The organism is Citricoccus sp., assembly GCF_032154715.1.
Classification (GTDB): domain Bacteria; phylum Actinomycetota; class Actinomycetes; order Actinomycetales; family Micrococcaceae; genus Citricoccus.
In genome coordinates this window covers 1-22,943 of sequence record NZ_JALDXU010000052.1, presented here as the reverse complement: position 1 = coordinate 22,943, position 22,943 = coordinate 1, and the positions used below count along the sequence as shown (strand labels likewise).

Sequence of the window (22,943 nt, the reverse complement as noted above, 5' to 3'; positions counted from 1 at the left end):
GGAGCCCGCGCGGGGGTTGCCCGGCCGGCCGCTTCCGCGACCGCCCTGGCCGCCGCCGTTGCGATCCTGGGAGGGGCGCTCGTTGCGGGAGCGTTCCGAACGCTCACCGGACGCGGCGGCGCCGCGGGACCGGCCGGCGTCGTGCTGACCCCCGCGCTGACCGTCCTGGCCGCCGGCGCGGCCACCGTTGCGGCCTCCGCGAGAACCATTGCGACCGCCGGAACGGCCACCGCCGCTGCTGCGGCCACCACCGCCGCCGTTCTGGCCGGGCTGCTGGGTGCTGGGCGTGGAGACGGCGAGGAGCTTCTCGAGTTCAGCGGCCTCCAGGAACGAGCGCTCACCGGGAGCCAGCGTCTCCAGCAGGGAGTCGTCGGCGCCGTCGGCGTGGACCGTCGGGGTGATCTTCGCGGCGCGCATCAGGGTGCGGACCTCATTGCGCTGATCGCGACCGGCCAGGGTCACCACGGTGCCGGCCTGGCCCGCGCGGGCGGTGCGGCCGGAGCGGTGCAGGTACGCCTTGTGCTCGGTGGGCGGATCGGAGTGGATCACCAGGGAGACGTCGTCCACGTGGATGCCGCGGGCGGCGATGTCCGTGGCGACCAGGGTGCCGGCGATGCCGTTGTGGAAGGCATCCAGGTTCCGGGTGCGGGCGTTCTGGGACAGGTTGCCGTGCAGTTCCAGGGCCGAGACCCCGCGCTGGCGCAACTGCTTGGCGGCCTTCTTGGCACCGTACTTGGTGCGGGTGAACACGATCGTCCGGCCCGGTGCGGCGCACAGGTGGGCCAGGGCGGACAGCTTGTCGTCCCCGTCCACGGACACCACGTGGTGGTCCATCTTCGCCACCGGGGAGACGGCCGAGTCGGCCTCGTGCACCACCGGGTTCTTGAGGTACTTCTTGACGAGCACGCCGACGCCCTCGTCCAGGGTGGCGGAGAAGAGCATCTTCTGAGCCGGGGTGGGCACCTTGTCCAGGATGCGGCGGACCATCGGCAGGAAGCCCATGTCCGCCATGTGGTCGGCCTCGTCGATGATGAGGATCTCCACGCCGGACAGGTCCACGTGGCCCTGGCCCATGAGATCCAGCAGGCGGCCAGGGCAGGCCACGAGGACGTCCACACCGCGCGCCAGCGCCTTGACCTGCGGGTTCTGCCCGACGCCGCCGAAGATCGTCAGCGAGGACAGGCCGCTGGCCGCGGAGAGCGGCTTGAAGGACTCCTCGAGCTGGAGGGCCAACTCGCGGGTGGGGGCCAGCACGAGTGACCGCGGCCGACGGGCGGCAGCGTGGCGGCCATCGGTCAGGCGGGAGGCCAGCGGCAGCAGGAAGGCGTAGGACTTGCCGGAACCGGTCCGGCCGCGGCCGAGCACGTCACGGCCGGTGAGCGAGTCCGGAAGGGTGGCCTTCTGGATCGGCGTGGGGGAGACGATGCCCTGCGGAGCCAGCGCGGCGGCCAGGCCGGCGGGCACCCCGAGCTCGGCGAATTCCGAGTCGGATGACGTGGGCAGGGTGGAAGAACCGCCGGAAACGGCGGCAGGCTGAAGAGAAGTCACGAAAAAGGAATCCGTCCGGGTGGAAGAAAGACCCGGCCCTGGCACTGGCGGCTGCGGCATCACAAGAGCCACTCAACGCGGTGCTGGCCGGCACCGGCAAGGAAGGGTCCTGACCGGCTGGCTACCGGACAGTCTACGGCATGGCCGGTGCGATCCCGGCATCGGCCGTGGTGAGCGGGAGGTTCGACGCCGCGACAGCGAACGAGCCCCTCGACCCTGGCGCTCGGGTCGAGGGGCTCGCGGGCGGGGCGTCAGGTGCAGCGTGAGACGCTGCGCGCGATGCCTCGGGGAGGGGGCCGGGTCAGACGGTGACGCGGGCGTTGGCCTCCACGTGCGCGACGAGGGCGTCCACGAAGCCCTGCAGTACCGGCAGGAGCGTGGCGTCCTGGACCTCGCCGGTCTCGGCGAGGGCGCCCTCGCGGGACTGGATGAAGGTCTCCGGCTGGCCCATGGTCTTCATGTCCAGGTGGGACAGGATGCTGCGCAGGTGCTGCTGGGCCATGGCGGTCCCGGTGCTGCCCGGAGAGGTGCCGATGACGGCGGCGGGGACGCCGCCCCAGACGGCCTGGCCCCAGGGGCGGGCGCCCCACTCGATGGCGTTCTTCAGGGCGGCGGAGACGGAGCGCGAGTACTCCGGGGTGAGGAACAGGATGCCATCGGCCGTGGAGACGGACTCCTTGAAGTCCAGGGCCGCGGCCGGGTAGTCGGCGTCGAAGTCCGAGTTGTACAGGGGCAACTCGCTGATGGAGACCTCGAAGAACTCCACGCCCTCGGGGGCCAGCGCCGAGAGGGCCTTGGCCAGGCGACGGTTGATGGAATTCTGGGCGAGGGAGCCGACGATGTAGCCGATGCGCATGGGTGTCCTTTCAGACAGGATCAGGGCGTGGACGAGAAGACGTTGAAATTTCAACTAGCCACCCATGGACAACAGGGAGGGGCTCTGCCCTATTCCGACGGGCGCCGACTTCCCGGTGTGACCTCCGTCATGCCTGCCGCCGGAGATCCACGGGCAGATCCGCCGGCAGGCCCGGTTCCTCCAGCAGTTCCGCCGCGGACAGGACCCGGGGTGTGGACTCCAGGGGAGGGGCGGAGGGCATGACCTCCACGCTGGACGGGTTCAGCTCGCCGATGCGCCGGGCCGAGGGCAGTACGCGGGTCTCGAGCGTGCCGACCAGGGCGTTGTACTTCTCCACCGCCGACTTCAGCGAGCTTCCCAGTTTGGTGACATGCCCCCCGAGGGTTCCGAGGCGCTGGTAGAGCTGCCGGGAGACCGCGAAGAGTTCCCGGGCGTTCTCGGTCAACGTCTCCTGGCGCCAGGAGTAGGCGACCGACTTCAGGGCGGTCAACAGGGAAACCGGTGCCACCAGGGCCACGTTCTTCGAGAAGGCGTGGTCCAGCAGGCCGGGATCGGCCTCGAGCGCCGCGGCCAGGAAGGACTCGGCGGGCAGGAAGCAGACCACCAGTTCCGGCGAGTCCTCCAATCCCTGCCAGTACCCCTTGGCGGAGAGCGCGTCCACGTGGGCGCGGACGGCCTTGGCGTGGGCCCGGCACAGCTCCTGGCGCCGGCTGGCAGCTTCGGTGGTCGAGTCGCCGGCCAATTCCTCGGCCTCGAGGACGGCTGCCAGTGGAGCCTTCGCGTCCACGGCGAGCGATTTCCCGCCGGGGAGCCGCACCACGAGGTCGGGCCGGAGGACCTGGTCCTCGTCCCCGCGCAGCACCTCCTGTTCGGAGAAGTCGGTGTGGGGCAGCATCCCGGCGGCCTCCACCACCCGGCGCAACTGCACCTCACCCCAGTGCCCCCGCGCGGAGGTCGACTTCAGGGTGGCGACCAAGGTCCTCGTGTTGACCAGCAGGGCCGAGTCCGTAGCGGCTGCGGTCTTGAGCTGCTCGGAGAGCTGCCCGTACTGCTCCACACGGTCCCGCTCCAGCATGCCGACCTGCCGTTGCAGGGTCTCCAGCCGCTGGCCCACGGGGGCGAGTGCGGTCAGCACCGTGGCCTCGGCGGCCGAACGGTCCCGGTCCGCCGCCCGTTCGGCGGCCAGGACCCGGCTCTCCGCCTCGGCCGCCGCCAGCGCGGCCTGGACCTCGGACAGCTCGGCCCGTGCCGCCTGGGCCTCGTCCCTGGCCCCCCGCGCGGACTCCTCCCACGTCCCGCGCAGCCGCGTCCAGACCAGCCACCCGCCGGCCACCGCACCCACGACCAGGCCCGCCACCACGCACACCACGGCCACCAACACCACTGCTGAAGTCTCCATGCCCCCAGACTGCCAAAGGCCACGGACACGTTAGGGGCGCACCGCCGCGGAGCCGGAACGGAGGCGGTGATCGCCCGGACGGAAGGATTGCCTGCGAAGAGCACCAGGTGAGCACCAGGAGAGCACCAGAAGAGTCCGAGAAGGACACGGTTGCGGCGCAGGTCAACCATCGATTTCCCGATGAGGCCGCCCGTACTGTGGTGCTGATCACCGACAGTCTGACCAGGCCATGAAAGGACGGTCCACCATGTCCGACACCACGGGACCGGCACGCTCGGGGACCACAGACCCGGCCCCGAGAGAACCGAGAGAACCGGCGGCATCGACAGAACCGGCCGGCCGGGGACCCTCCGCCCAGCACACCGATCCCGCCGATCACAGGTCGCCCGGGGAGAAGGCTCCGGCGGACGAGCGGAACCTGAACCTGCGGCGGTGGGTCGGCTTCGGTGCGGGACTGGTGCTGGCCGCCGTCGTGTTCCTGGCGATGCCCGCGGACGTGGAGCACAACGCGCGGCTGACGGCCGCCGTCGCGGTGCTGATGGCGGTGTGGTGGATGACCGAGGCCATCCCGATCCCGGCGACCGCCCTGCTGCCGCTCATCCTGTTCCCGGTGTTCGGGGAGGACATCGGCGTGGACGATGTGGGGGCCTCCTACGGGAACAACATCATCTTCCTGTTCATGGGCGGCTTCATGATCGCGCTGGCCATGCAGCGCTGGGACCTGCACCGGCGGATCGCCCTGGTGACGGTGCGGGCCATGGGCACCAGGCCCGGCGGCGTGGTGGGCGGCTTCATGATCGCCACGGGCTTCCTCTCGATGTGGGTGTCCAACACCGCCACCGCGGTGATGATGATCCCGATCGGCGTCTCCGTGCTGACCCTGGTGGTGGCCGCGGACAAGTCCAACACCGTGGAGGAGTCCTCCGATCCGACCTCCGGAGAGGTCAAGGACGCCGTCATCAAGTCCAACTTCGGCACGGCCCTGATGCTCGGCATCGCCTATGCCGCCTCCGTGGGCTCCCTCGGCACCCTGATCGGTACGCCGCCGAATGCCCTGCTCGCCGGCTACATGGCCGAGTCCCACGGGGTGACCATCGGCTTTGGGCAGTGGATGCTCGTCGGCGTGCCGCTGTCCATCGTGATGATGGTCATCGTGTGGTTCCTGCTGACGCGCGTGCTGTTCAAGGCCGAGATCAAGGAGATTCCGGGAGGCCGCGAGCTCATCACCAACGAACTGTCCAAGCTGGGCCGGATGTCCTCCGGCGAGATCCGGGTCCTGGCGATCTTCGTCCTGGCCGCCGCCTCCTGGATCACCATTCCGCTGCTGTTCGAGGACCTCATCAGCGATGCGGGCATCGCGATGGTCGCCGGAGTGCTGCTGTTCCTGCTGCCGGCCGGCGCCGCCCGGGGTGTCCGACTCCTGGACTGGGAGTCCGCGGTCAAGCTGCCGTGGGGCGTGCTGCTGCTGTTCGGCGGCGGGCTGGCGCTGTCCGCCCAGTTCAGCGGATCGGGGCTCGCGGACTGGATCGGTGAGCAGGTCGCCGGACTCTCCGGCATTCCCGTCTGGCTGCTCGTGGCCATCATGGCCACGGCGATCCTCTTCCTGACGGAGCTGACCTCGAACACCGCCACGGCGGCGACCTTCCTGCCCGTGGCCGGCGGAGTGGCCATGGGTGTCGGCGTCGACCCGCTGCTGCTGTGCATCCCGGTGGCCCTGGCCGCCACCTGTGCCTTCATGCTTCCGGTGGCCACGCCCCCGAACGCCATCGCCTTCGGCTCCGGATACGTGACCATCGGTCAGATGGTCAAGGGCGGGGTGTACCTGAACCTGATCGGCATCGTTCTGATCACCCTGGTCACCATGACCCTCGGCGTGTGGGCGTTCGGCCTGGTGTTCTGACCCTCGGCCGCCATCAACAGGCAGCCGTCCTCCAGCCAGCCGGTCTACAGCCAGCCGTTGTCCCGTGCCGCGACGCCTGCCTCGGTCCGGTTGGTGGTGTGGGTCTTGCCGATGGCCGAGGACAGATGGTTGCGCACGGTGCCGGGGGAGAGGAACAGGGTGGCGGCGATCTGCCGCACGCTGGCACCGTTCAGCGCGGCGCGCAGCACGTCCCGTTCGCGTTCGGTCAGCGGATTCGATCCGGAGACCAGCGTCTCCTCCGCCAGTGACGGGTCCACGGCCCGCCGTCCGGCGTGCACAGAGCGCACCGCCTGGGCCAGCTGTTCGGCCGGGGTGTCCTTCACCACGAAACCACTGGCCCCAGCCTCCATGGCGCGCCGCAGGTAGCCCGGCCGTCCGAACGTGGTGACGATCAGCGAGCGGCATCCCGTCCCGCCGGCGGCGATGGCCCGGGCAGCCTCGATCCCGTCCAGCCCCGGCATGTCGATGTCCAACAGGGCCACATCCACGCGCAGCGCCGCCACGGTGGCCGCCACGGTGGTGCCGTCGCCCACCTGCGCCACCACCTCGAGGTCGGGCTCCATGGCCAGCAGCGCGGCCAGGGCCCCGCGGACCAACGCCTGGTCGTCGGCCAGCAACAAGCGGATGCGCCCGACGCCGGCCGCGGCCTGGTCGGGACGTTCGGTCCCGTCGTCGATTCTCACCATTGCACCTCCAGGGTCGTCCCCGGCCGAATCTCATCCTGCACCATCCGGCCCAGGGACAGGGTTCCGCCGGCCGTCGTGACCCGATGACGCATGCCGCTGAGGCCGTTGCCGGGCGAGGCCGACTCGCTCAGCCCCGTGCCGTCGTCGGCCACGGTGAGCCGGTCCGCGGTGATGGTGACGGTGCAGTGTGCGGCTCCGGAGTGGCGGATGACGTTGGTGATGGCTTCCCGGAGGCACCACGCGAAGAGCTCGCGCCGTTCGGGACGGAAGCCGGCGACGGAGGAGGCCTCCGGCAGGTCGAACGCGATGCCGGCGGCCTGCAGGGCGGTACGGGCGGAGGCGAGCTGGGCGCCCAGATCGGGGACGTGCAGGCCACCGACGGTGGTGCGGACCTCGGCCAGGGATTGCCGGGACAATTCGAGGACCTCGTCGAGCTCGGCCTTCGCCTGCTCCGGATCGACGTCCACCAGCCGGCGGGCCAGTTCCGTCTTCAGGGTGATGACGGTGAGGGAGTGCCCCAGGACATCGTGCACGTCCCGGCCGACCCGTTCGCGCTGGCGGGAGAGGGCCAGCTCCTCCCCGAGGACACGGGAGCTTTCCTCGCGTTCCATGGCCAGGCGCAGCGCGAGCATGATCACCAGGGCCATGACAGTCGGGACGACCAACCAGAAGCGGCTGCCCCCGGCGTCCACACTGAGGGCCACCACGACCCAGGCCACCGACAGGGCCACGGAGACCGGGAGACCGACCCGGAGCCGGTGCGGGAAGATCCAGATGGCCAGCGTGAACGGCAGGAAATTGAAGGAGTTGAGCCCACCCGCCGGGATCGTGGCGAGGACGCAGAGGAGCAGCACGGCGGTGACTGCAGCGGTGTTCACCCAGTGCGGCAGGGTGCGCCATGGCCAGGGCCAGATGAAATGCCCCATGTAGACGGCGACGAAGGCCGCCAGGCCGGCGCAGCCGAGCACTTTCGTCCCGAGCGGCGCGTCTCCGGTGACCATGGCCACCAGCGGCACCACCAGGAAGACCAGCCAGACCCCGGCCGTGATAAGGACGGGAGCCCGTTCATCGGCCTTCAAAGGGACCTCAGGCCATTCGCCGGCTCCGAAAGGGCCCACTGGCTGGACGGCGATCCGGCCGGCGGGCTCCTCGGGAACGTCCTGAGCCCCGCGGGGCATCAGGTCAACTCCGCCGGGTGGAACGGCGGGAGGCGACCAGGCAGATCGCGGCGAAAAGGACGGTCCATGCCACTACGTTTAGCACGATGGCCCACAACGGGTCGCTGATCGGGGCGCCGCCGTCTTCCATGCTGACGACCGATCCTTCCAGCTGGGGCCACCGCGCCAGGGCGGCGATGCCGTAGACGGGTGTGAAGCGGGCGATCTCCAGCAGGGTGCCGGACAGCGGCATGAACAGGTTGCCGAAGAACGCGAGCACCACGAGAATGCCGGACGCCGCCGAGACGGCCGCCTCCGAGCGGAACAGCAGGGCCGCCGCGAGCCCGTAGAGCGCGAACGGGATGGCCCCGAGCAGGCCCAGGGCACCGGAGGCCGGCCACATCCACGCCTCGTCGAAGGCCGCACCCGTCAGGGAGCCGACGGTGAAGACCACCACGATGGGCATCAGGGCGATGCCCAGGGCCACCAGGACCTTGCCGAGCATGTAGCCGGTGCTGGTCAGCCCGGTCAGGCCCAGCTGCCGGCCCCACCCCTGCTGGCGTTCCAGGGCGGCTGATCCGGCGATCGCGCTCGTCGCCATCGTGGCGCCGTAGACCGTCATGGCCGTCATGTTGTAGGTGGCGATGGTGCCGTTGCCGACCGGGTCCTCTCCGAAGGCGGACAGGGCGCCGAACATGAGGTAGAGCACGGTGGGCAGGACCACGATGAAGAAGGTGGACTCCACCATCCGGGCGTTGCGGAGGAACTCCCAGCCGGCGAAGGCGGTGATGATCCGCAGTCGGGACCTCCTCCGGCCGTGCTGGCTCTGGTGAATCCGGGGGGAGACGGTGGTGCTCATGTCAGTTTCCTTCCGTGGCGTCGTCGGAGGTGAGGTCGAGGAAGACCTCGTCCAGTGAGGCGGCCGCGATGGTGAGGTCGTGGGCCAGCCCCGTGGAGAGCAGGAAGCCGGCGAGCCGGTCCGTGTCCTCTGCGGTGAACCGCACCCGGCCGTTCTGGTGCGCGACGGCGTCGGGAAGTCCCAGCTTCACGGCGGCCTCCTCGGGGGTGCCGGGGCCGTCCCACACGCAGGAGACCGTGCGGTGGCCCGTGTCGAGCACCTCGTCCACGGGGCCGTCCACCACCTTGCGGCCGGCGCGCATCAGCACGATCCGGTCGGCGAAGTCCGAGGCCTCTTGGAGGAAGTGGGTGGCGAAGACCACCGTGCGGCCGCGTTCGGCCTCGGTCTGCATGGTCTCCCAGAACTCCTTGCGGGCCCGGACGTCCATGCCGGCGGTGGGCTCATCCAGAAGCAGCAGGTCGGGTTCGGTCAGCAGGGCGAGGGCGAAGCGCAGGCGCTGCTGCTCGCCGCCGGAGCACTTGCGGACTTTGCGGCCGGCGATCTGTGCCGCGCCGGCCCGCTCGAGGGCGGCCCCGACCGGGATGTGGAAAGGCTGGCAGGCGGCCACCATGGACACGGTCTCCCGGACCGTCAGGTCGCTCAACAGGCCACCGGTCTGGAGCACGGCGCCGACCCGGCCCTCGAGCACCGCCTGCTTCGGGGGCATCCCCAGGACCGTGAGGGCACCGGAGGTCGGAGCGGTGAAACCGAGGACCAGGTCGAGGAAGGTGGTCTTGCCGGCCCCGTTGGGACCGAGCAGGGCCACGATCTCGCCGCGATCGATCTGCAGGTCCACACCGTTGACGGCGCGGACGGCGCCGGTTCCGCTGCCGAACTGACGGTGGACGCCGGTGGCGTGGAGGGCCGTGCCGGCCCCGGCGGTCTCGGCACTGCCAGCGGGGGAACGCTGGGTGGGCCGCGGGACGGGTCCCGGGACGGTGCTGGGGGCTGTGGTGTTCATGCCTCCAGTCTGAGGATCTGGTCTCCGCAACGGATCTGCCGAGCGTCACCGATGCCCCATGACATCCGTCATGGGTGGGTGCGGGGGAGCATCGGGTCCGGAGCCCCTCGCGGCGCACCGACGGGACGTGTCACCATCGGGGGCATGGAACTGCGCATCGAACCCGGGGACATCACGGGGCAGTCCGTGGACGCGATCGTCAATGCCGCGAACTCCACCCTGCTCGGCGGCGGGGGCGTGGACGGGGCCATCCACCGCCGCGGCGGTCCGGAGATCCTCACCGAGTGCAGGCTGCTTCGCGAGCAGGAGCTGCCGGACGGTTTGCCCGCCGGTCAGGCCATCGCGACCACGGCGGGGCGGCTGAGTGCCCGCTGGGTCATCCACACGGTGGGACCGGTGTACGCGAAGACGATCGACCACTCCGAGACGCTGGCCTCGTGCTACCGGGAATCCCTGCGCGTGGCCGCCCGGCTCGGAGCCCGCAGCGTGGCCTTCCCGGCGATCTCCGCCGGCGTCTACGGCTGGCCGATGGACGACGCCGCCCGCATCGCCGTGCAGACCTGCCGCGAGATGGCCGCGGAGGTCGGCCCCGACGCCGGGCCGGTCACCTCGGTCGTCTTCGTCCCATTCTCCGACACGGCAGAACTGGCCTTCGCTGAGGCCCTGGACGGCCGGTGACCGCAGATAGGATTCCGGGATGGAGCCCTTGAGCCTGTCTGCCCGTGATCTGTCCGCCGCCCTGCGTCACCGCCGGGTCTCCGCCCGGGAGGTGCTGGATGACCACTTCGCCCGGATCGACGAGGTCAATCCACGCGTCAACGTGGTGGTGACTCAGGTCCGGGAGGACGCCTATGAACAGGCGCTCGCCGCCGATGACCGAGCCGCCGCCACGGCCCCGGAGGATCTGCCGCCACTGCACGGGGTTCCGATGACGCACAAGGACACCCACGCCACGGCGGGCATCCGCACCACCTCCGGTTCCCCGATCTTCGCCGACCTCGTGCCCCAGGAGAGTGACCTGGTGGTCGAGCGGTTCCAGCACGCCGGAGTGATCTCCACCGGCAAGAACAACGTCCCGGAGTTCGCCGCGGGCTCCCACACGTACAACACGGTGTTCGGGACCACGCTCAATCCCTACGATCTGAGTCGCAGCGCCGGCGGCTCCTCGGGAGGGGCCGCCGTCACCCTGGCCACGCGCATCCAGCCTCTGGCCGATGGCTCGGACATGGGCGGTTCGCTGCGCAATCCTGCCGCCTTCAACAACGTCGTGGGCTTCCGCGCCTCGCATGGTGTGGTGCCCAGCGTCCCCGCTCGGGACCCTCGCGCCTGGCTCGGCCAGAAGGGTGCCATGGCACGCTCCGTGGAGGACGTGATCCTCGCCCTCTCCGTCATCGCCGGCCCGGACGATCGGAACCCGGCGTCGTGCCCGGCGCCGGCCGGAGACTTCGCCGCGCTCCTCACCGAATCCGTGGGTCAGGTCGGAGCAGGGCGGGCGGGAACTGGCCGGCTCGGAGACGGGAGGACTGGAGGCCGCGGCACGCGAGGTCAGGCGACACCGGACCGGCCGCTGGCCGGGGTTCGAGTGGCGGTGACCACCGACTTCGGGCTGGGTGTGCCCGTGGAAGGCGAGGTGGCCGCCGTCGTGCGGGAACAGGCCATGATGTTCGCCGAGCTCGGCGCGACCGTGGAGGAGGCGTGCCCGCGGCTACGCGAGGCGGACCCGGTCTTCGACGCGACCCGGGCCTTCGACATGGCGCTCGCACTGCGGGACGTGGTGGCGAAGTTCCCGGACCAGGTGAAGGAGGAGGTCATCTGGAACGTGGAGCGCGGGCTGGCGCTGACCTCGGCGGACCTGATGGACGTGGCCATCGCGCGGGGCCGGCTGGACCGCGAGGTCGCGCGCTTCTTCGGAACGGCCGGAAGCGCCGGCGCCACAGCCGGTGAGGCGGTCGGGGGCGGTGCGACAGGTTCCACCGGGGCCGGCGCGTTCGACGTGCTGCTTGCGCCCACCTCGCAACTCGTCCCGTTCCCGGCCGCATGGGCGTGGCCGCGCGAGGTGGCCGGGGTGACGATGGGGTCCTACGTCGACTGGATGCGCTCGGCGACGTTGATCTCGGCGACCGGCTGCCCGGCCATCTCGGTACCCGGCGGATTCACGGCGGCGGGGTTGCCGGTGGGCCTGCAGCTGGTGGGTGCCCCCGGCGGTGACGTGGATCTGCTGCGCGTGGCCCGAGCCTACGACGAGGCCACGCGCTACGCAGACCGGGCCCCGGCGATCTGAGGGTCTGAGGTTCCTCCGTCACCGAGGCCCGCCCGTGAGTCGTCAGTTGGTGTGCCGATTGATCGTCTATTCGGCGTCAACTGACGACTCACGCGGTGGCGACGCTCAGGCGGGGTCAGGAGCGCAGGAGGTTCTCGCCGTTGGAGAACAGCTGCGGGGCGCCGACGGCCTCGGCCCCACCGGCGGCATCGGCCGGGGAGTACAGCTGGATGACGGTGGCGGAGACGCCCTCGGCGTTGTCGAAGGCCTCGAGCACGAAGGCGTCGTGCGGCTGGCCTTCCACCTCCAGGCGGGCATCGAACACGGACACGGCCATCTCGGGACGGGGTTCCAGCTGGGCGATCTGCGACCGCATCTGGTCTTCGTCGGCACCGGGCAGCTTCCACATGCCCTTTTGCTCCTCGTCGATATAGCCGAGTAGGAACGGCGCCACGGCATCAGATCCCTCGGAGGCGAACTCGAGTGCTTGCTCGATGGCCAGGAAGACGAGGGGGGAGATGCGCTCGGAGGGCGGCTGGGGCTGACCCTCGGGTAGCGGGGTTCCGGCGGCGACCAGGTTCGGGTCCGTCGTCGAGTCGGCGGTGTTTCCGCCGTCCACGTTGTCTCCGTTCACCGCGGGGTCAGGGACGCCCGCGGGGTCGGTGGTGGGGTTGGTGGTCTGTTCTGGTTGGTCAGTCACGCTCTCGACGCTATCGGTCACCGGTACCATGGACAACCGTGGCTCTCTCTATCGGAATCGTCGGCCTGCCCAATGTTGGCAAGTCCACGCTCTTCAACGCACTCACCCGCCAGACCGTTCTCGCAGCGAACTACCCGTTCGCGACGATTGAACCCAACGTCGGGGTGGTGAATCTCCCGGACGAACGCCTGGACACCCTCGCGGGCATCTTCGGCTCGCAGAAGATCCTGCCGGCCACCGTCTCCTTCGTGGACATCGCGGGCATCGTCAAGGGCGCCTCCGAGGGGGAGGGGCTGGGCAACCAGTTCCTGGCGAACATCCGGGAGTCTGACGCGATCGCCCAGGTCGTCCGCGCCTTCGATGATCCGGACGTCATCCATGTGGACGGGAAGATCAACCCGGCCTCGGACATGGAGACCATCAACACCGAGCTGATCCTCGCGGACCTGCAGACCCTCGAGAAGGCGATCCCGCGCGTCGAGAAGGAAGTCAAGGGCAAGAAGCGTGAGGCGGCCGAGCTCGAGGCCCTGCAGGCCGCCCAGACCGTGCTCGAGCGCGGGGACACCATCTACTCGGCGATCGACTCCGAGAAGCTGGACATGGACCGCCTCCGGGAGGTCAGCCTGTTGACGGCCAAGCCGTTCATCTACGTCTTCAACGCCGACGACGGCGTGCTGGGTGACGCCGCGAAGCAGCAGGAGCTGCGCGACCTGGTGGCACCGGCCGATGCCGTATTCCTGGACGCCAAGCTCGAGTCCGACCTCGTGGAGTTGGACGAGGAGGAGGCCCGCGAGATGCTGGAGATGAACGGGCAGGAAGAATCCGGCTTGGACCAGCTCGCCCGCACCGGTTTCCACACCCTGGGCCTGCAGACTTACCTCACGGCCGGACCCAAGGAGGCCCGCGCCTGGACCATCCGTAAGGGTGACACCGCGCCGAAGGCGGCCGGCGTGATCCACACCGACTTCGAACGTGGGTTCATCAAGGCCGAGATCGTCTCCTTCGACGACCTGGTGGCCGCGGGTTCGATGTCCGAGGCCAAGGCTGCCGGCAAGGTGCGCATGGAGGGCAAGGAGTACGTGATGCAGGACGGGGACGTGGTGGAGTTCCGGTTTAACGTCTAGCCGCGTCCCGGTTCTATTTCGACAAGGTTCTCACTGATCCCGGTCTTCGCTACAGCTGACCAGACTCTCGGTCAGGCCTCGAGCTTCAGACTCAGGTAGACGCTGTTCGGGTCATCGACATAGCCGCCGAAGGGCGCGCACGGAGTGAAGCCGTGCTTCGCATAGAGTGCCCGCGCGGCAGCGAAAAAGCCCATGCTCCCGGTCTCAAGCGACACCCGCTCAACGTCGCGCGACCGCGCGTCCTGCAGCAACTGGCGCACCATCGCCGATCCGATGCCGGTGCCCCGGTACGTCGGATCGGTGCGCATGCTTTTCACTTCCTCGTGGCGTTCGCCGACGATGGCGAGTGCACCGGTGGCGACGAGTCGACTGTGGGAGTGGCCAACCCACAACCGCATGCCCGGGGCCTGTAGTGCGCGGAGGTCGAGCGCGTGCCGGCTGTCCGGTGGAGCGGTCGGCTCCACGTCGTCAAGGTGCGCCTGGAGGAACGTTGTCAACGCAGGATCAGCGAAGTCGGCGCGCGAGAACATCAGCATGTCGAGAGCGTACATGGGCGTATCTCCTGTTCGTGTACCAGGTGTACCCGGTCAGGAGGTTGGCTCCTGCCGACTGCTGAGAGGTTGCTCCGTACCGGAACTCGTTAGAGCTCCGGTTCAACGTCATGCGCCAGCTAGTGACTGTGTAGCTCCTCGTTCGAGCATGGTGAACTCACCGGCACTCCCATCTGGACGACCTGGGCACCGCCCGCATGCACAGCACTGAGGAACGGTGGTGAGCGGTGACTCGCGGCACGTCCCGGAATACACCCGCGGGCTGCGGCTGTTGCACCGGGCATGAAAGCAATGACCTATGCGAAGTACGGCGACGAGAACGTCCTGGAACTGACCGAGCTTCCCCAGCCCACTGTCGGCCCGAGCCAGCTCCTGGTGCGCGTGACGCGTTCCTCGGTGAACCCGGTGGATTGGAAGGTCATGTCCGGCGGCCTGGACGCGATGCTGGAGACGAAGTTCCCGGCCATCCCCGGGTGGGACGTCGCCGGGACCGTGGAGCAAGTCGGCCCGGACACCCCGGAGTTCTCCGTCGGAGACCGCGTGGCAGCCTATGCCCGCAAGATGGTCAACGAGGGTGGGACCAGTGCGGAGTTCGTGACGATCCCGGTGGAGTTCGCGGCCCGGATCCCGGAGGGCGTCGCCGATGACGTCGCCGGAGCCCTGCCGCTGACGGGACTGACCGCCCGGCGCGCCATCGACGCCCTGGAGGTCACGGAGCAGGACACCGTCCTGCTGCACGCGGCCTCCGGTGGCGTCGGCTACCTGGCCTCCCAGCTGGCCGTCCGCACCGGCGCGACGGTGCTGGGCACCAGCTCACCCGAGAACTTCGAGAAGCTCCGCCGCATCGGGGTCACTCCGCTCGACTACGGCGACGGGCTGGTCGATCGCGTGCGGGACGCCGCCCCGAACGGCGTGGACGCCGTCGCTGACTTCGCCGGCGAGGTGCTGGAGAGCACCCTCGCGGTCTTGAACGACGGCGGCCGGCACGTCTCGATCGCCGATCCGGCCGTCCTGGAGCACGGCGGACGGTGGCTGTGGGTCCGGCCTGACGGAGCCGGCCTGGGCGAACTCTTGAGCCTGGTGCAGGCAGGAGATCTCACGGTGGACATCGACCGGACCCTGCCCCTGGAACAGCTGCCCGAGGCCTACCGCCTCAGCCGCGAGGGCGAGGCCCAGGGCAAGATCGTCATTCGCGTCCAGGACTGAACGTCGCCCACCGCAGGTGGGGGACACTGGAGGTGGCGTTGCCGTCGTGGCCGCTCGGCAGCCGCCACCCCACAAAGGAGTCATGGATGACCGCAACACTGGTGGCCACGGGATTGGCCGGCGGCTACGGCCACCGCACGCTCTTCGACGCGCTGGACCTGACCGTCGCCCCCGGTGACGTGGTCGGGGTGGTGGGCGCGAACGGGGCCGGAAAGTCGACGCTGCTGAAGCTGCTCGCCGGCGTGCACCAGCCGCAGGCGGGAACCGTGGCCTTGGCCCCGGCCGACGCCTTCGTCGGGTGGCTGCCCCAGGAGCATGAGCGGGTAGTCGGCGAGACCGTTGCCGACTACATCGCCCGTCGTACCGGATGCGCCGAGGCGACCCGCCAGATGGACGCGGCGGCCGAGGCCCTCGCAGACCCGGCAGCCGCCGAGGCGGCTGCGGAGACGTACTCATCGGCGCTGGACCGCGGGCTGGCCAGCGGCGCGGCAGACCTGGACGAGCGGCTTCCCGTGGTGCTGGGCGATCTCGGACTCGACCTCGGCGACACCCCGGCCGAGCAAGCACTGATGACCTCTTTGTCTGGAGGCCAGGCGGCCCGCGTCGGCCTGGCCGCCCTGTTGCTGTCCCGCTTCGACATCGTGCTGCTGGACGAGCCCACCAACGACCTGGACCTGGACGGACTGGAACGGCTCGAGGACTTCGTACGCGGCCTCCGCGGCGGTGTGGTCCTGGTCAGTCACGACCGCGAGTTCCTCGCCCGCAGCGTGACGAGGGTGCTCGAACTCGATCTGGCACAGAACTCGAACCGCGTGTACGGCGGCGGCTACGACTCGTACCTGGAGGAACGCGCGACCCTTCGCCGGCACCTGCGGGAGCAGTATGAGGAGTTCGCCGGCCAGAAGGCTGATCTCGTCGCCCGCGCCAGGACGCAGCGCGAGTGGTCGAGCCAGGGCGTACGCAACGCGATGCGGAAGGCACCGGACAATGACAAGATCCGGCGCAAGGCCTCCACCGAATCCAGCGAGAAGCAGGCCCAGAAGGTGCGGCAGATGGAGAGCCGGATCGCACGGCTCGAAGAGGTGGCGGAACCGCGCAAGGAGTGGCGGCTCGAGTTCACCATCGGTGCGGCGCCTCGATCCAGTTCCGTGGTCTCGACGCTCAGTGCGGCGGTGTTCCGGCAGGGGACCTTCAGGCTCGGGCCGGTCTCGCTTCAAGTGAATGCGGGGGAGCGCATCGGCATCACCGGGCCGAACGGCGCCGGGAAGTCGACGCTGCTGCGCGGACTGCTCGGCCATCAGCTCCCGGCGGAAGGTTCCGCGAGCCTGGGGGCGAATGTGCGGATCGGGGAGATCGATCAGGCCCGGTCACTGCTGACCGGAACCCAGCCGCTCGCCACCACCTTCGAGGCGCTCGTCCCGGACCAGTCTGCCGCGGAGGTGCGAACGCTCCTGGCCAAGTTCGGGTTGCGGGCCGAGCACGTGAACCGCCCGGTGGACGATCTCTCACCCGGGGAGCGCACGCGTGCCGGGCTGGCCTTGCTCCAGGCGCGCGGGGTCAACCTGCTGGTCCTCGATGAGCCGACGAACCATCTGGACCTGGAGGCCATCGAGCAGCTCGAACAGGCCCTCGAGTCCTACGAGGGGGCGCTGCTGCTGGTCACGCACGACCGGCGGATGCTTTCCACGGTCCGGACCGACCGACGGTGGGATGTGGACGCCGGCCGGGTCACCGAACTCTGACCCGCTAGCCCGAGCGCGCTCCTCAGAGCCGTGTTCAGGAGGTGGCCTCGAACTGCATCTGCACCACGAGCTGCGCGGCCGTGGTCAGCCCGCGTCCACGATCTCACCGTTGCGCGGGAGACTGCCACGGAACGAGATCGGTACGGCCCTGGCCTGGCTGATATCCCGGCTGATGTCCCCACTGGCATCCCGTCGATCCACGGCATGGACGTGCACGTGTGGTTCGGTGCTGTTCCCGGAGTTCCCACACCGTCCGACGGCCTCTCCCCGCCGGACGGACTGTCCTGGCCTGACCACGGGACTGCCCTGCTGGAGATGGCAGAGCACGACGACGGCCACGCGGCCGTCGGCACTCCGGGTCTCGATGAGCACATGGTTGCCGCTCAACCCCCACCACCCGGCCGCCAGTCGCCGCCGCTGGGTCATCGCGTAGCCGACCGAGGGAAGGCCTCGGTGGGCCTGGTGGTCCGGCTCGTCGCCGTGCACGCCGACCACGACGCCCTCGATCGGGGCCGTCAGCGGCCGGCCGAACCCCGGGAAGAGCGCCGCCGGTTCCGGTCGCAGGAAGGAGGTGAGCGTGTACGGGGCTGACCGGCCGGCGTCGTCCACCGGGACGAAATCGATCGCGTGGGAGAGGCCGAACCGCGAGGTTCCGTGGCTCGGCACCCGATTCGCCGGGCTGTTCTGGACCAGCCACCGGCCGGTGAACGGGTACTCGAGATCGAGGGGCGTGGTCATCAGGCTGCTCCTGTTCAGGGGTGGATTCCTCAACCAGCGTGAGTGATCAATCGCGGTCGGGACGTCTGCGGTGACGCTTCGTCTCCGCGCGCTGGCGTTTGGCCTCGATCCGGCGCCGCTGTGAGCCTCGGGTGGGCCGGGTCGGCTTCCTTGTGATCGCCGGCAGCAGGGCCTCGCGCAGCAGGGCCGCGAGGCGTTGCCGTGCTGCCGTGCGGTTGCGCCGCTGCGACCGGTGTTCCGCTGCGCTGATGGTGAGGACGGTGCCCGCGAGCTTCCCGGCGAGCCGGTCAAGGGCACGTTCGCGCTGGGCCTCGTTCAGGGCCGTCGTCGTGGCCAGGTCCAGGCTGAGCTGCACCCGGGAGTCGGTGGTATTGACACCCTGCCCGCCGGGGCCGGAGGCATGGGAAAACTGCTCGAGCAGCTCTCCCGCCGGCACCCTGAGGCCGCGGGGCGCGCCGGGGCCGGGAGGCACATGCAGATCGTCCACACCACGAGTGTGCCGGATCGAGGCCGTGGGCGCTGCCCATGGGGGGACACATGGGAAGAGTCGCGGCGAGGTCCGGCGAGGTCCGGCCAGACCGCATCCTGGTGGTCAGGCGGTCGTGTCTTCCTCGCGCAGCCGCGGTTCGACGCGCAGGCCGGGGTGGAAACCCGCCTTGTCCGCGTAGAAGATGCGGATGCGGTCCATGTCGGTGCCGATGTCTCCGGTCAGCTCGAAGGTCGGGCCGAGGCCGGTGGTCCTCGTGGTGCGATCCACGAATCCGAGTGTCACCGGCATTCCCGTCTCGAGGGCGATGCGATGGAAACCGGACTTCCAGTGCGCGTGTGCACCGCGGGTGCCGTCCGGAGTCACCACCAGACCGAAGACCTCACCGGACCGCACCCGACCGACCACCTCGGAGACGACGCGGCCGGGATCCGCGCGGTCCACGGGAATGCCGCCGAGGCGCCGCATGATCGGGCCACGCCAGCCGTGGAACAGGCTCTTCTTCCCGAGCCAGCGCACCTCGATGCCCAACTGCCAGGCGATGGCGAGCATGAACGCGAAATCCCAGTTGGAGGTGTGCGGCGCGCCGATGAGGATGGTGGGTCGGTCCGGCGCGGGCTCGGAGGCCAGCTTCCAGCGGCTGAACGTCCAGAACGCACGGGCGGTGAAGCGTTGGAGCATCCCACCACGGTAGAGCACTCCTCCCGGTGCGGCGGCCACCGAGACGCCAGGCTGGCGCTGCCGCTGCCGCTGCCGCTGCCGCTGCCTCTGCCGCCAGTGCCCCGGCCGACCACCGGCCGATGACCCGCCAGAGGTGGATCTCAACCTGGGCCGGCGGCAGGATGGGTCCATGAGTGATCCGAAGCAGAAGCTGACCCCGTCCGAGATCTCCGACGCAGGCCTCACGGGCTGGCACCAGGTGGAGGAGACCCTCACGGCGCGGTTCGCCACCAAGAGATTCACCACCGGCCTGGAATTCGTGAACCGCATCGGTGCCTCCGCGGAGGACGCCGACCACCATCCGGACCTCACCCTCACCTATCCCGAGGTGGACGTGACGCTGTCCAGCCATGACGTCGGCGGCATCACCAGCCGGGACATCGACCTCGCGCGCATCATCAGCGTTCACGCCGCGGAACTGGGCGTCACGGCCACACCGGACCATGACTGAACGGTCCCAACGGACGGCCCGGTCACCGACCATCGTCGAACACCGCATCACCGGTACCGGGGACGCGCCCTACGACGTTGCGGTCACCGGCGATGGTGCAGTCTGGATCACCCTGATATCCGGACACGCCGTCCTGCGGCGCACGGTGGACGGCGCCATCGGCAGGATCCCACTGGGGGAGGCGGCTCGACCGGCCCTCTGCGCCACGGCCTCCAACGACTCTGTCTGGGTGACTGACACTGCGGACGGCCGTCTCGTACAGATTGGTCCAGAGGGCGTCCGGAGGGCGGTCTCGGTGCCCACGCCCGACGCCGGCCCGTTCGGCGTCGCCGCCGCGATCACGGGGGATGTCTGGTTCACCGAGATGCAGGCCGACTCGATCGGTTGCCTTCATGCCGACGGCACCGTCACCGAGATCCCGTCGGGACCTGCCGGCGGGATGCCATCGATGATCGCGTCGTCCGGGGCCGGCATCGTGTTCACCCTCAACCAGGGCAATGCCATCGGTCGGCTCCCGTCCGGCGGAGATGCCGTCGAGATCATCGACCTGCCCACTGACGCTGCCGGTCCCGTGGGCATCACGGTGGCGAGGGACGGCGCCGTGTGGTTTGCGGAGATCATCGCGGGTCAGATCGGCCGCATGGACCGGCAGGGGACCATCACGGAGTTCCCGCTGCCAGACCGCTCCAGCAAGCCCCACGCCGTTGAATCGGACCCGGCGGGTGGTTGCTGGTTCACCCTCTGGGGCTCCACCCAGCTCGGACACATCGCTGAGGACGGCGCGATGAACCTGATCGACCTGCCCACGCCGGGAAGTGAACCGCACGGGCTGGCTGTGGCGGCGGACGGTACCGTGTGGGTCGCGTTGGAGGCAGGGCTCGTGGCCGAGGTGCGGCCCTAGTCAGGCACGCCGCTGGACGCGACGGAAGGCTATGCCGCCGGACCGGCGACGCACGCCTGTACAGCCTTCACGGTGCGGCCTTTCCTGGTGGAGTCCCCGGCGTCAGCCCTCGTGACGGAAACCGATCTTGACGGTGACCTGCCAGTCAGCCACCTTGCCGTCCGCCAGGTGACCACGCACCGACTGGACCTCGAACCAATCGAGGTTCCGCAGGGTCTTGCCGGCCTCCGTGACGGCATTGGTGACGGCGTCGTCAATGCCATCGGGGGAGGTCCCGACGAGCTCGGTCACGTTGTACACGTTGTTGGCCATGGTGTTCTCCGTTCATCGCTCCCGAGCCGGGGCGGCCCGTGGTGCGCGACACGCTACGGGAGGCTCATCCCGGCCGGATAGGCCTGACGGATGGCTGCCACGGACTCGACCACCGCCCGGGCGGCCCCCTCGGCTTCAGCCTCCGTGGTCTCGGGCCCGAACGTGAACCGCACGGCGGTCCGGGCCAGATCTTCCGGCAGGCCCAGGGCCGTCAGAACGTGGGAGGGCTCATCCGAACCGGCCGCGCACGCCGATCCCGAGGAGCAGAGGATGCCCCGGCGTTCCAGCTCCAGCAGGACGGCTTCGCCACCAGTCCCGTCAAAGACGAAGGACGCCGACGCCGGCAGGCGCCGTTCCGCGGGACCGGTCAACTGGGCGCCGGGCACGTGGCCCAGCACGGTGGAGGTGAACCGGACACGGAGCCCGGTCAGCCGCGTGGAGACGGACTCTCGTTCAGTTTCGGCGGCGGTGAGGGCGGCGGCCAGGGCCACGGCTCCGGGCACGTTCTGGGTGCCGCTGCGCCGGCCCCGCTCCTGGCCACCACCGTGCAGCACCGGCTCGAGGGGGAACCGCCCGCGGACCCAGAGCAGGCCGATGCCCTGGGGCGCGCCGACCTTGTGACCCGACAGGCTCAGGGCATCGACACCGAGCGTTGCCACGTCCAGGGGCAGCCCGCCGGCGGCCTGAACGGCGTCGGTGTGGAGGGGCACCCCCGCGGCCCGGGTCACCTGCGCCAAGTCGGCCAGGGGCTGGACGGTGCCGATCTCATTGTTGGCGTACTGGACGGACACCAGGGTGGTGTCCGGGCGGATCAGTCCGGCCAGCTCCACGGCGGACACCAGGCCGTCCCGATCGGGGGTGAGGTAGTCGACCTCGAAGCCATGCAGACGGGCGAGGTAGTTGGCGGAGGCCAGGACGGCCTCGTGCTCGAGTGGACTGGTGATGAGATGCCGCCCGCGAGGACGGCCGAGGGCGATCCCCTTGACGGCAAGGTTGTCCGCCTCCGTCCCGCTGCCGGTGAAAACGAGGTCACCGGCCCGGACCCCCAGGACCTGGGCGATGGACGTGCGAGCATCCTCCAGGCCGGCCGCCGCGGACTCCCCGGCGGTGTGATGGCTGGAGGGGTTGCCGAACCGGTCCGTCAGGTACGGCCACATGGCCTCCAAGGCCTCCCGGCGCACCGGAGTCGTGGCGGCGTGGTCTGCGTAGATCATGGCGTGGTGACCGGCTCCCGGCTGGCCCGAGGGGAGGGTCCGGCCGCGCTGGTCGGGGCGACGTCCAGTCCCAGGTCCAGGGACCGGACCGAGTGTGTCAGTGCGCCGACGGAGATGACATCCACGCCGGTGGCCGCGATCCCGGCCACGGTGTCCAGGCTCACCCCACCGCTGGCCTCCACGAGGGCCGCACCGCCGATCAGGGCCACCCCCTGACGCAACTCCTCGAGGGTGAAATTGTCCAGCATCACGGTGTCCACTCCAGCCGCGAGGACGGCCGGAATCTGATCCAGACGGTCTACCTCCACCTCTACGTGGACCGTGTGCGGAAGGCGGGCACGCATCTGAACCAACGCCTCGGTGACGGTCAATCCCGCCCCCACCACGGCCGCCAGATGATTGTCCTTGACCATCACCGCGTCGGAGAGCGTCGTGCGGTGGTTGTGCCCGCCGCCGTCGCGCACGGCCTGGCGTTCCAGGAGACGCAGACCGGGGGTGGTCTTCCGGGTGTCTACGATCCGTGCCCGGGTACCGGTGGCGGCGGCCACGAAGCCGGCGGTCTGGGTGGCGATGCCGGACATGCGCTGGACGAAGTTCAGCCCGATCCGTTCGGCCCGGAGGATCCCGCGCGCCGGGCCCGAGACCTCGGCCAGCACGTCGCCGGTCTCGAAGTGCTCGCCGTCGGCTGCCAGGAACTGGACCCGGATCTGCGGGTCGACGAGCCGGAACGCCGCCGTGAACACCGCAGCCCCGCTGAGCACGCCCGGCTCCCGGGCCACCAGCCGGGCGTCGAGGGTGGCATCCACCGGGACGAGCGCCTCGGAGGTCAGGTCACCCCACGGGGCGTCCTCATCCAGGGCGGCGGTGACGAGGGCCTCGATGGGGCGGAGGCCGGTCATCGGCCCGCTCCGGCCGGGACCACGGACAGCATCCGCTCCAGGGCCAGGCGTGCCGGCTCCGCCACGTCCTCGGACACGGTGATCTGGTTGACGACCTCCCCGTTCAACAGCGATTCCAGCGCCCAGGCGAGGTAGCCGGGGTGGATGCGGTACATGGTGGAGCACGGGCAGATCACCGGGTCCAGGCAGAAGATGGTGTGCTGCGGGTACTG

At 69.9% G+C, this 22,943-nt stretch carries 24 protein-coding genes; 8 read left to right on the top strand and 16 right to left on the bottom strand.

Going from position 1 to position 22,943, the window contains the following annotated elements; all coding sequences use genetic code 11:
- The 3 genes from RUH65_RS09980 to RUH65_RS09970 form a co-directional block, all read right to left on the bottom strand.
- On the bottom strand, positions 1-1,548 hold a 1,548-nt coding region (locus RUH65_RS09980), incomplete at its 3' end, for a DEAD/DEAH box helicase (protein WP_396179990.1).
- A gap of 301 nt (positions 1,549-1,849) precedes the next feature.
- Complete coding sequence (locus tag RUH65_RS09975) at positions 1,850-2,404, bottom strand: NADPH-dependent FMN reductase (protein WP_313817251.1); 555 nt, start codon at positions 2,402-2,404, stop codon at positions 1,850-1,852.
- Between the two features lie 127 nt (positions 2,405-2,531).
- Positions 2,532-3,803 carry a DNA recombination protein RmuC gene (locus RUH65_RS09970; RefSeq protein ID WP_313817250.1) on the bottom strand — a complete coding sequence of 424 codons (1,272 nt, stop codon included), beginning with the start codon at positions 3,801-3,803 and terminating at the stop codon, positions 2,532-2,534.
- Between the two features lie 247 nt (positions 3,804-4,050).
- Here RUH65_RS09970 and RUH65_RS09965 point away from each other — a divergent pair, with 247 nt between their 5' ends.
- Positions 4,051-5,703: a DASS family sodium-coupled anion symporter gene (locus RUH65_RS09965; RefSeq protein WP_313817249.1), complete on the top strand. Its 1,653-nt coding sequence runs from the start codon at positions 4,051-4,053 to the stop codon at positions 5,701-5,703.
- 44 nt (positions 5,704-5,747) lie between these two features.
- Here the strand turns inward: RUH65_RS09965 and RUH65_RS09960 are convergent, their stop codons facing one another.
- Genes RUH65_RS09960 through RUH65_RS09945 form a run of 4 tightly spaced genes read right to left on the bottom strand, consistent with a single transcriptional unit; the run spans position 5,748 to position 9,426 of the window.
- A complete protein-coding gene (locus RUH65_RS09960) occupies positions 5,748-6,410 on the bottom strand; it encodes a response regulator transcription factor (RefSeq protein ID WP_313817248.1) in 663 nt (220 codons plus the stop codon).
- Positions 6,404-7,588: a sensor histidine kinase gene (locus RUH65_RS09955; protein WP_313817247.1), complete on the bottom strand. Its 1,185-nt coding sequence runs from the start codon at positions 7,586-7,588 to the stop codon at positions 6,404-6,406. Before RUH65_RS09955 ends, RUH65_RS09960 begins: the two co-directional genes overlap by 7 nt.
- Before the next feature lie 4 nt (positions 7,589-7,592).
- Positions 7,593-8,426, bottom strand: a complete 834-nt coding sequence (locus RUH65_RS09950; RefSeq protein ID WP_313817246.1) for an ABC transporter permease — start codon at positions 8,424-8,426, stop codon at positions 7,593-7,595.
- A 1-nt stretch (position 8,427) separates the two neighbouring features.
- A complete protein-coding gene (locus RUH65_RS09945; protein ID WP_313817245.1) occupies positions 8,428-9,426 on the bottom strand; it encodes an ABC transporter ATP-binding protein in 999 nt (332 codons plus the stop codon).
- A gap of 144 nt (positions 9,427-9,570) precedes the next feature.
- On the opposite strand from RUH65_RS09945, the gene RUH65_RS09940 reads away from it, so the two are divergent.
- The gene (locus RUH65_RS09940) at positions 9,571-10,104 is read left to right on the top strand and encodes an O-acetyl-ADP-ribose deacetylase (protein ID WP_313817244.1); all 534 of its coding nucleotides are present in this window, start codon (positions 9,571-9,573) and stop codon (positions 10,102-10,104) included.
- Positions 10,105-10,123: 19 nt separating this feature from the next.
- On the top strand, positions 10,124-11,707 hold the full coding sequence (locus RUH65_RS09935) for an amidase family protein (protein ID WP_313817243.1): 1,584 nt from the start codon (positions 10,124-10,126) through the stop codon (positions 11,705-11,707).
- 115 nt (positions 11,708-11,822) lie between these two features.
- Here the strand turns inward: RUH65_RS09935 and RUH65_RS09930 are convergent, their stop codons facing one another.
- Positions 11,823-12,386 carry a hypothetical protein gene (locus tag RUH65_RS09930; protein ID WP_313817242.1) on the bottom strand — a complete coding sequence of 188 codons (564 nt, stop codon included), beginning with the start codon at positions 12,384-12,386 and terminating at the stop codon, positions 11,823-11,825.
- 38 nt (positions 12,387-12,424) lie between these two features.
- On the opposite strand from RUH65_RS09930, the gene ychF reads away from it, so the two are divergent.
- A complete protein-coding gene (gene ychF, locus RUH65_RS09925) occupies positions 12,425-13,510 on the top strand; it encodes a redox-regulated ATPase YchF (protein WP_313817241.1) in 1,086 nt (361 codons plus the stop codon).
- A gap of 71 nt (positions 13,511-13,581) precedes the next feature.
- Here ychF and RUH65_RS09920 read toward each other — a convergent pair whose 3' ends face one another.
- Complete coding sequence (locus RUH65_RS09920; protein WP_313817240.1) at positions 13,582-14,061, bottom strand: GNAT family N-acetyltransferase; 480 nt, start codon at positions 14,059-14,061, stop codon at positions 13,582-13,584.
- 282 nt (positions 14,062-14,343) lie between these two features.
- Here RUH65_RS09920 and RUH65_RS09915 point away from each other — a divergent pair, with 282 nt between their 5' ends.
- Together RUH65_RS09915 and RUH65_RS09910 are read left to right on the top strand one after the other, a co-directional pair.
- Positions 14,344-15,267 carry an NADP-dependent oxidoreductase gene (locus tag RUH65_RS09915; protein WP_313817239.1) on the top strand — a complete coding sequence of 308 codons (924 nt, stop codon included), beginning with the start codon at positions 14,344-14,346 and terminating at the stop codon, positions 15,265-15,267.
- A gap of 86 nt (positions 15,268-15,353) precedes the next feature.
- Positions 15,354-17,009 (top strand): ABC-F family ATP-binding cassette domain-containing protein, encoded by a 1,656-nt coding sequence (locus RUH65_RS09910; protein WP_313817238.1) that lies wholly within the window; start codon positions 15,354-15,356, stop codon positions 17,007-17,009.
- A gap of 84 nt (positions 17,010-17,093) precedes the next feature.
- Here RUH65_RS09910 and RUH65_RS09905 read toward each other — a convergent pair whose 3' ends face one another.
- From RUH65_RS09905 to RUH65_RS09895, 3 genes are all read right to left on the bottom strand, one after another.
- Positions 17,094-17,747, bottom strand: coding sequence for a M23 family metallopeptidase (locus tag RUH65_RS09905; protein ID WP_313817237.1), 654 nt, complete (start codon positions 17,745-17,747; stop codon positions 17,094-17,096).
- A 46-nt stretch (positions 17,748-17,793) separates the two neighbouring features.
- Positions 17,794-18,234 carry an alternative ribosome rescue aminoacyl-tRNA hydrolase ArfB gene (gene arfB / locus RUH65_RS09900; RefSeq protein ID WP_313817236.1) on the bottom strand — a complete coding sequence of 147 codons (441 nt, stop codon included), beginning with the start codon at positions 18,232-18,234 and terminating at the stop codon, positions 17,794-17,796.
- A gap of 105 nt (positions 18,235-18,339) precedes the next feature.
- Positions 18,340-18,915 carry a 1-acyl-sn-glycerol-3-phosphate acyltransferase gene (locus RUH65_RS09895; RefSeq protein WP_313817235.1) on the bottom strand — a complete coding sequence of 192 codons (576 nt, stop codon included), beginning with the start codon at positions 18,913-18,915 and terminating at the stop codon, positions 18,340-18,342.
- Positions 18,916-19,084: 169 nt separating this feature from the next.
- Between RUH65_RS09895 and RUH65_RS09890 the strand changes: the two genes are divergently transcribed.
- Positions 19,085-19,405 carry a 4a-hydroxytetrahydrobiopterin dehydratase gene (locus tag RUH65_RS09890; RefSeq protein ID WP_313817234.1) on the top strand — a complete coding sequence of 107 codons (321 nt, stop codon included), beginning with the start codon at positions 19,085-19,087 and terminating at the stop codon, positions 19,403-19,405.
- Complete coding sequence (locus tag RUH65_RS09885; RefSeq protein WP_313817233.1) at positions 19,398-20,306, top strand: virginiamycin B lyase; 909 nt, start codon at positions 19,398-19,400, stop codon at positions 20,304-20,306. The genes RUH65_RS09890 and RUH65_RS09885 overlap by 8 nt, the downstream gene beginning before the upstream one ends.
- A 102-nt stretch (positions 20,307-20,408) precedes the next feature.
- Here RUH65_RS09885 and RUH65_RS09880 read toward each other — a convergent pair whose 3' ends face one another.
- The 4 genes from RUH65_RS09880 to nadA all read right to left on the bottom strand — a co-directional run.
- Complete coding sequence (locus RUH65_RS09880) at positions 20,409-20,618, bottom strand: dodecin (RefSeq protein ID WP_313817232.1); 210 nt, start codon at positions 20,616-20,618, stop codon at positions 20,409-20,411.
- Between the two features lie 53 nt (positions 20,619-20,671).
- Positions 20,672-21,832 (bottom strand): cysteine desulfurase family protein, encoded by a 1,161-nt coding sequence (locus RUH65_RS09875; protein WP_313817231.1) that lies wholly within the window; start codon positions 21,830-21,832, stop codon positions 20,672-20,674.
- The gene (gene nadC, locus RUH65_RS09870; RefSeq protein WP_313817229.1) at positions 21,829-22,731 is read right to left on the bottom strand and encodes a carboxylating nicotinate-nucleotide diphosphorylase; all 903 of its coding nucleotides are present in this window, start codon (positions 22,729-22,731) and stop codon (positions 21,829-21,831) included. Before nadC ends, RUH65_RS09875 begins: the two co-directional genes overlap by 4 nt.
- The coding region (gene nadA / locus RUH65_RS09865) for a quinolinate synthase NadA (protein WP_313817228.1) at positions 22,728-22,943 on the bottom strand (216 nt) is incomplete at its 5' end. The genes nadC and nadA, both read right to left, overlap by 4 nt.

What these genes read in the sequence shown, in the direction of transcription:
- RUH65_RS09975 (WP_313817251.1), bottom strand. Translation starts at nt 2,404, where the DNA reads ATGCGCATCGGCTACATCGTCGGCTCCCTCGCCCAGAATTCCATCAAC.
- RUH65_RS09970 (WP_313817250.1), bottom strand. Translation starts at nt 3,803, where the DNA reads ATGGAGACTTCAGCAGTGGTGTTGGTGGCCGTGGTGTGCGTGGTGGCG.
- RUH65_RS09965 (WP_313817249.1), top strand. Translation starts at nt 4,051, where the DNA reads ATGTCCGACACCACGGGACCGGCACGCTCGGGGACCACAGACCCGGCC.
- RUH65_RS09960 (WP_313817248.1), bottom strand. Translation starts at nt 6,410, where the DNA reads ATGGTGAGAATCGACGACGGGACCGAACGTCCCGACCAGGCCGCGGCC.
- RUH65_RS09955 (WP_313817247.1), bottom strand. Translation starts at nt 7,588, where the DNA reads ATGCCCCGCGGGGCTCAGGACGTTCCCGAGGAGCCCGCCGGCCGGATC.
- RUH65_RS09950 (WP_313817246.1), bottom strand. Translation starts at nt 8,426, where the DNA reads ATGAGCACCACCGTCTCCCCCCGGATTCACCAGAGCCAGCACGGCCGG.
- RUH65_RS09945 (WP_313817245.1), bottom strand. Translation starts at nt 9,426, where the DNA reads ATGAACACCACAGCCCCCAGCACCGTCCCGGGACCCGTCCCGCGGCCC.
- RUH65_RS09940 (WP_313817244.1), top strand. Translation starts at nt 9,571, where the DNA reads ATGGAACTGCGCATCGAACCCGGGGACATCACGGGGCAGTCCGTGGAC.
- RUH65_RS09935 (WP_313817243.1), top strand. Translation starts at nt 10,124, where the DNA reads ATGGAGCCCTTGAGCCTGTCTGCCCGTGATCTGTCCGCCGCCCTGCGT.
- RUH65_RS09920 (WP_313817240.1), bottom strand. Translation starts at nt 14,061, where the DNA reads ATGTACGCTCTCGACATGCTGATGTTCTCGCGCGCCGACTTCGCTGAT.
- RUH65_RS09915 (WP_313817239.1), top strand. Translation starts at nt 14,344, where the DNA reads ATGAAAGCAATGACCTATGCGAAGTACGGCGACGAGAACGTCCTGGAA.
- RUH65_RS09910 (WP_313817238.1), top strand. Translation starts at nt 15,354, where the DNA reads ATGACCGCAACACTGGTGGCCACGGGATTGGCCGGCGGCTACGGCCAC.
- RUH65_RS09905 (WP_313817237.1), bottom strand. Translation starts at nt 17,747, where the DNA reads ATGACCACGCCCCTCGATCTCGAGTACCCGTTCACCGGCCGGTGGCTG.
- RUH65_RS09895 (WP_313817235.1), bottom strand. Translation starts at nt 18,915, where the DNA reads ATGCTCCAACGCTTCACCGCCCGTGCGTTCTGGACGTTCAGCCGCTGG.
- RUH65_RS09890 (WP_313817234.1), top strand. Translation starts at nt 19,085, where the DNA reads ATGAGTGATCCGAAGCAGAAGCTGACCCCGTCCGAGATCTCCGACGCA.
- RUH65_RS09885 (WP_313817233.1), top strand. Translation starts at nt 19,398, where the DNA reads ATGACTGAACGGTCCCAACGGACGGCCCGGTCACCGACCATCGTCGAA.
- RUH65_RS09880 (WP_313817232.1), bottom strand. Translation starts at nt 20,618, where the DNA reads ATGGCCAACAACGTGTACAACGTGACCGAGCTCGTCGGGACCTCCCCC.
- RUH65_RS09875 (WP_313817231.1), bottom strand. Translation starts at nt 21,832, where the DNA reads ATGATCTACGCAGACCACGCCGCCACGACTCCGGTGCGCCGGGAGGCC.
- nadC (WP_313817229.1), bottom strand. Translation starts at nt 22,731, where the DNA reads ATGACCGGCCTCCGCCCCATCGAGGCCCTCGTCACCGCCGCCCTGGAT.